Raw genomic sequence first — 5,350 nt, 5'->3', positions numbered from 1 at the left:
GTCTGTTAAATTAAAATCCATATTGTTATTATACAATAGATTAAAAAAATGACAAACTTAAAAATTTTCAGTATATATTTCTAGAGGATTATTATTTTTATATTCATTTTTAATATTCGTTTTATTTTTTGCCTTACTATATGAACCTATAAGACCTTTTGAAAATACTAAGTCTTTTATAATTTATAATGTATTATTAATTTTATTTGTTATTACTTTATACTTTGTAAGAGCTGACTATAAAGCTGGAGTCATAACAAAAGCAATGTATATAATATTTCCAATATTGGCATTTTTATTTAATATATTAGTATTAGGAGCAAGCATATACAGAGTAATTATTTCTGAAAATAAAATAAATGAAATTTCTATTGCAGTTCTTAATGTGATAATAGCTGTTAATTTAGTATATATCATAATACAAAATATAAAGTCTATATTCAAAATATTAAAGAACAATATCAATATAAATGAGGCAGTGATTGGAAATAATAAAATATATAGCTTCATTTATATTTATGGTATTTACTCATTTATTTTTTCTTTTATAGCTCCTATTGTAATGGTATTTTTAAAAAATAAATAAAAGTGCGAGAGATTTATGAACTATATTAGTAAAAAAAGATTATATCATATATTAGTATTTGTATTAATGATAATTTCTTCTCTTCCTATAAGTATACAAATATTATTATATGATATTGATCATAATGCTGACAATTTAATTATTATTAATAGTTTTTATTATCAAGTATTTTACTTTTTTTGTTATTCATTTTTATTTATTATAGATAGTAATTTAGAAAATATTAATAAAAGAACAATACTAATAATATTTTTGTCATTTTTACTTTTATTTTTGCTTGGCATATTTACTTCAGCACCATTAAAAGATGAAATACCTGATATGCTTGAATTTTTTAAATCTAATATAATGATTAATAAAAGTATATTATCTTCTATAATCTTTTTTATTATAATAGTTTTATCTGATAACAATTTTAATATAAAGAATAATACATATAATAGTTTTACTAAATTAGGAGATATAATACTGTTTTCTGTAGCATCAGAAATTTTATTAGCAACAATATTATTCTTAATTATTAAATTGGTAGAATTGATAGAATTGCTAGAATTTTTGGTATTTATGGTATTATTATTTTTTGGTTTAATGTTATCTGTTTTTTCTGAAGAACATGGAAATACCTTAGCCTTAAAACTGATTTTGATTTTTATTGTATATTTATCTACTTTAATACCGTTTATATTTTTCTTTGTGCAAAAGAGATTCAAAACTGTTTTATCAATATATATTTCTCGAGGATTATTATTTTTATATTCATTTTTAATATTTGTTTCATTTTTTGCCTTACTATATGAACCTATAAGACCTTTTGACAATACTAACTCTTTTATAATTTATAATGTATTATTAATTTTATCTATTATTACTTTATACTTTATAAGAGCTGACTATAAAGCTGGAGTAATAACAAAAGCAATGTATATAATATTTCCAATAATAGCATTATTATTTAATATATTAGTATTAGGAGCAAGCATATACAGAGTAATTATTTCTGAAAATAAAATAAATGAAATTTCTATTGCAGTTCTTAATGTGATAATAGCTGTTAATTTAGTATATATCATAATACAAAATATAAAGTCTATATTCAAAATATTAAAGAACAATATCAATATAAATGAGGCAGTGATTGGAAATAATAAAATATATAGCTTCATTTATATTTATGGTATTTACTCATTTATTTTTTCTTTTATAGCTCCTATTGTAATGGTATTTTTAAAAGATAAATAAAAGTTTAATAATTTAAAGAGGTTTATGAATTATGAAAAAGTTAATATTTATTTTATTTTTATTTAGTCTGTACTTATATAGCCAAACGGATAATAAAAGTAAAGCTTATGAAAGATTAAGAGAATATGTGAATGAAGCTAATGTTAAAGAAGCTGAGAATATTCTTAAGAAATATAATGGAGATATAAATAATCTTGATTATGAAGATTTTACATTATTATCACATGCAGTTATGGATAATAATATAGAAATGGCTGAACTTCTTTTGAAATATAAGGCAGATGTTAATACTGTAGTAAATGATGGCGATACAGCATTGATACTCGCAGTTGATAATAATAATATGGAAATGGTTAAACTACTTTTAAGTTATGGTGCTTATATTGATTATCAGGGTTTTAGAGGAAGAACTGCATTATTTTGTGCTTTAGAATATAATAGAAAAGAAAATATTGAAATGGTAAAACTCTTAATCAAAAATAAAGCCGATGTCAATATAGCTTATGATGGAGATTATGAGAATGAAGAAACACCTTTAATGTATGCTATTATGAAAGGTTATAAAGAAACGGTAAAAATATTAATTGAAAATAAAGCTGATGTAAATAAAAGAAATAGAAATAATGCTAATGCCTTAATTTATGCTTATATGTTTGGACATGAGGATATAGCAGATATTTTACTTAAAAATGGTTCTGATTCTTTGGATAAAATTTTGAAAGTTTGTGATCTTAATCAATCAACTTTGCTTAATCGTAATGTTCCATTAATAAATGCTGCAGCCTATTCTACTAATGAAGTTTTTTTACAAAAGCTGATTGATAATGGTGCATATAAAGATTATGATTATGATACTGCATTGACAGAAGCCGCTTATTATAATAATATTAATGCTGTAAAAGTGCTTATTAAAAATAATGCAGATGTTAATGTTCAAAATAGAGGCGGTATGACAGCATTGATGTCGGCTTGTTATAATGGGAATCTAGAAATGACAAAAATGCTTTTAGATGCTGGTGCTGATAAAAGTATAAAAAGAGGTGATTATGATGCATTGTATTATGCCAGAGAATATGGAAAAAATGAAGAAATAATAAAATTACTAACAAAATAGTTATAGTGTTTATAAAAATTGTATGCAATTATATATATGCAGTTTTTATCAAAATATTTAATATCTATTTTCTATAAATCAATATATTTCAAAACTACTTTATCAAATTTGTTTAGGTATATATAATTAATTTTAATACAAGGTGCTTTTAGTTAATTAAAAAACTTAAAGCCCTTTATTATTTTTTTTATTTATTGTATTCTTCTATTAACTTACTAAAGAAACCTCTTTCTAAATCAATAGCTCTTATTCTGCTTGTGTGATTAAATTTAGCAGCATCTGTTTTGTAATTATAATAATGTTCTTCTTTTTGTTGTTTCATATCTGATATATTATACTTAGAAAAAGAAAATTTATCTAAATAAAAATCATTATTTTCTATTATGAATGTATAATAATATGTACCGTCATCTATTGCTTCTATTGTAACGTAATTTCCTGATGAAGCAATATCATAAGTTTGTGAGTAGTCACCATTTTGCATCGGATAAAAACCTGTTATAAACTGTGCTTTATTTTCATCGTTTTTATCTCTTTTCCATATAGTTACATAATTAAAATATTTATCGTTTACTTCAAAATTATGTACATATTTTTCCATTGATATAAGATTTTCTACATATTCTTCATTTAATATATGACTTTGTATTAAAATATATTTTTCATTATTATTTGTAAATTCAGTTTGTGAGGCAGGTGAATAAATATAGCTGGTATCTGCAAATTTAAAAGTTTGAGATATTTTATTTAATATTCTTATCATCAAATCTTCATTATTATTTCCAGTGATAACAGTATTAATTAAATTTGTAGGACTTAAAACAGGAAAATTTTCCATCAATACAAAAGATATATGAGGATCATCTGTATGAATACTTTCTAATTCTTCTGTATCTTGAAAGCAGTGAATAGTAATATCAGGGTTATTTTCTTTTAAATAATCCATAATATCATACTTTTCATAATAGGCACTATACATTAAAGGAGTTCCAACATAACCATCACTCATTCTGTTTATGGAATTAATATCAGCACCAAGTTTTAAGAATAGTTTTACTAAATCTAAATTATCAGCTAAAATTGATTGAAATAATAAATCGCTTTGTAATTGATAATCTATATCAGAAAAATAATAACCTGCAGATTCTAACTTTTTTATCAATTTTGATATTAAATTATAATTATTATTGTTTAAGTCAATTTTATTATATACTGTTTGATAATCAAAATTAACTCCGCTATCTAATAAATAATCTATTATTTTATCAGTATAATTATAATTTAGTATTTCGGTATCATCTAAACTAATGCCATGTTCAACAAGCCATATAACTAAATCATTATAAGCATAATTTATATAATCAAGTTTCTGCATCAAAGTAAATATACTATTTCCATTTTCATCTTTGCTGTTTATCCCTTCCAAAAGTAAATCTTTAATATTTTGCATTTTTTGTTTTTCTTCTTCTCTTCTTTCTTTTTTGGAATTATCTGATATTCCATAATTTGCTAATTCTCCGTCAATAGTTTTGTATAATATTTCATCAATTTCTTCTTCTGTATATGGTTTGATAGGATATATATTTTTAAATTCTATTTTTTTCTTTCTTGCTGTAGTTGTTTGCTGACTTATAGTTTGATTTGTATTTTGATTAGTATTGTTAGTGATTGTTATGTTTGTATTGTTATTAACTGTTGTATTGTTTTGTGTATTATTAGATTTGTTATTATTACAGCTTATTAGAATGCTTAAAGCTGCCATTAATATAATTTTTTTCATAAACTTTCCTTTAACTTTCTTTGTATTGTATTTAAAATATTTTAGGTATTATACTAATATATTTTTAAATTGTCAATTTTTATGTTTATATATGATATTAGCAAATAAATAATCACATTTTTTTTCATTATAATATTTTGTCAGTTGCAATAAAAAATAATGAAAAATGATAAACTTAGAAATTATGAATATATATTTATGGTAGATCTATAAATTTTGACAAATATATTTCTTTTTAGTATAATATACATATGAAAGAGGAATTAAATATTAAATCAATAAAACATTTTAATCCTTTAAATGATTATTTTATGCGTTATATGTTTGCTAAAGAAGGACATGAGCATATTTTGAAAAATCTAATTAATTCTGTAAGATTAGACTATAATCAAGAACTTTTTGAAGAGGTTAAAGTTTTAAATACTTTTAATTTAAAAGAAAGTATTACTGATAAGCAATCTATAGTTGATGTTAGGGCAGTAACAAAAAGCGGGGAAACTGTTTTAATAGAAATACAAAGAATAGGAAATCAATCATTTGTTTATAGAAGTTTATATTATTGGGCTAAAAGCTATGTTTCTAATTTGAGGAATAATGAAAAATATAATGATTTAAAACAGGTTATAGTTAT

At 22.0% G+C, this 5,350-nt stretch carries 4 protein-coding genes and 1 pseudogene; 4 read left to right on the top strand and 1 reads right to left on the bottom strand.

The window, feature by feature from the left end; translation table 11 throughout:
• Positions 1-67 precede the first annotated feature (67 nt).
• From Q0K52_RS14535 to Q0K52_RS14525, 3 genes and pseudogenes are all read left to right on the top strand, one after another.
• Positions 68-586, top strand: a pseudogene (locus Q0K52_RS14535) (hypothetical protein); the annotation flags it as partial.
• 15 nt (positions 587-601) lie between these two features.
• Positions 602-1,825: a hypothetical protein gene (locus Q0K52_RS14530; protein ID WP_297300601.1), complete on the top strand. Its 1,224-nt coding sequence runs from the start codon at positions 602-604 to the stop codon at positions 1,823-1,825.
• A 31-nt stretch (positions 1,826-1,856) separates the two neighbouring features.
• Positions 1,857-2,939: an ankyrin repeat domain-containing protein gene (locus tag Q0K52_RS14525; RefSeq protein WP_297300600.1), complete on the top strand. Its 1,083-nt coding sequence runs from the start codon at positions 1,857-1,859 to the stop codon at positions 2,937-2,939.
• A 187-nt stretch (positions 2,940-3,126) separates the two neighbouring features.
• Here Q0K52_RS14525 and Q0K52_RS14520 read toward each other — a convergent pair whose 3' ends face one another.
• Complete coding sequence (locus Q0K52_RS14520; RefSeq protein WP_297300599.1) at positions 3,127-4,719, bottom strand: ankyrin repeat domain-containing protein; 1,593 nt, start codon at positions 4,717-4,719, stop codon at positions 3,127-3,129.
• A 251-nt stretch (positions 4,720-4,970) separates the two neighbouring features.
• Here Q0K52_RS14520 and Q0K52_RS14515 point away from each other — a divergent pair.
• A partial coding sequence (locus Q0K52_RS14515) for a PD-(D/E)XK nuclease family transposase (RefSeq protein WP_297300598.1) occupies positions 4,971-5,350 on the top strand: 380 nt, incomplete at its 3' end.

Origin of the sequence: uncultured Brachyspira sp. (assembly GCF_944390845.1) — a bacterium.
In the GTDB taxonomy this organism is placed as follows: Bacteria; Spirochaetota; Brachyspiria; order Brachyspirales; family Brachyspiraceae; genus Brachyspira; species Brachyspira pulli.
This window is presented reverse-complemented; position numbering and strand designations above follow the sequence as displayed.

Excerpts from the sequence above, each read along its gene's own strand:
- Q0K52_RS14520 (WP_297300599.1), bottom strand. The coding sequence starts at position 4,719 with ATGAAAAAAATTATATTAATGGCAGCTTTAAGCATTCTAATAAGCTGT.
- Q0K52_RS14525 (WP_297300600.1), top strand. The coding sequence starts at position 1,857 with ATGAAAAAGTTAATATTTATTTTATTTTTATTTAGTCTGTACTTATAT.
- Q0K52_RS14530 (WP_297300601.1), top strand. The coding sequence starts at position 602 with ATGAACTATATTAGTAAAAAAAGATTATATCATATATTAGTATTTGTA.